Consider the following 1,403-nt stretch of genomic DNA (forward strand, 5'->3'; position numbering starts at 1 on the left):
CCCGCTCCAACATGGACGCGATCTTGGTGACCGAGACGACGTCGAGATCCAACGAGAGCGAGCAGGCCTGTTCGACCCGCTCGGCTCCGTAACGACGCACCAACCCCTGAAGGCGGTAGACACTGCGGATCCTCGTCCAGGGCAGCGGATCGTCGAGGATCCGTTCGGCGTATATCCCGATGTTCGGTCCGTGCGAGGTGCAGGTTCTGATCAGTGAGGCGACATCGCGTAATGCGTAGTCGGACTTGTGCTCGGGTAGGTCGTTGCGGTCGGTGCTCCGCCCACCCGCGGGCTGTCGGGGGTGGATTTTCACCAGCGTGCCGCGGTGGTAGAACTTCACCAGCTCGGTGTCGGCCCGCACCGACAGTGTCGAGCCGATCCACTGCTGCGGCAACGAATACAGTGCCCGCCCGATCTCCGCGTGGAAGTCGCGGTGGACTTTGACGTCCTTGAAGATTGGCACGTCGTACTCCGGAGGCACCGGAAGCAGCGCCGGTAATTCAGATTCGTCGAACACCTCGAGCGGCCGGGCACATGTCGTGCCGTGAATACGCATACCCGCGGTACTGCTGCACCACCGCACCGCAGCCTCCTGCGCCTGGGAGAGGCTACTGAATCGTTCACCGGCCCAGAAGTTTCCGCGCACATACTGCACCGTGCGCTCGACCCTCGGTTTGTCCTTCGGCGACCTCACCCGCGCGGGGTCGGTGATGAACCCGACGTGGCTGCTGTAGTCGAGCCAGCCATCGCTCAACCGCGGCGTGATCGGATCTGCGGCGGTGACCACAGGTTTGAGGTTGTCAGGGATCAACACCGCGAACACGCCGCCGAAGAACTTCCACGCGGCTTCGCATCCGGCGATGACCGCCACCAACGTCTGTGAATAGCTCAGCCACACGAACATGTGTCGGCTGTAGACCGCGGTGAAGATCAGAGCGTGCACCTTGCGGGCCCGCCCGTCTTCGGGGTCGGTCAGCATCCCCAGATATCCGAAGTCGACCTGGCATTCGATCCCGGGATCTCCGTCGACAACGCGGACTGTGAGGTCTTTGCGGCCGAAACCGCACCGCTCGGTGGCGAATCGATGCAATGTCCGGTACGGCACCACGCACCCTTTACGGGTAAGGAGGACTTCGATTTTCGCGATCGTGAGCGGTTTCTGTTCACCATCACCGGCCACCCACTTGGTGATCTGGTCTTGATGGGGAACGAGCTGTTCCCATGCCGCGCCGTGACCGTGCGGCCGGTCCGGTCTCACCACCTCGACGACCGTTCCGATCAACGTGTCGTCGATCGCGGAGGCGTCGTGCGTTCTCTCGAGCCCCGCACCTCGAGCCGCCTCGACATATCGGCGGACCGTTTTACGGTCCACACCGGCGTGCTCGGCGATCGTCCGCAGCCCA

1 protein-coding gene is annotated in these 1,403 nt (G+C 63.4%); it reads right to left on the bottom strand.

What is annotated here, in order from left to right; all coding sequences use genetic code 11:
- A partial coding sequence (istA, locus tag RHODMAR_RS26765; RefSeq protein WP_042940592.1) for an IS21 family transposase occupies positions 1-1,403 on the bottom strand: 1,403 nt, incomplete at both ends.

It is taken from the genome of Rhodococcus sp. AW25M09, from assembly GCF_000333955.1.
GTDB lineage: Bacteria > Actinomycetota > Actinomycetes > Mycobacteriales > Mycobacteriaceae > Rhodococcoides.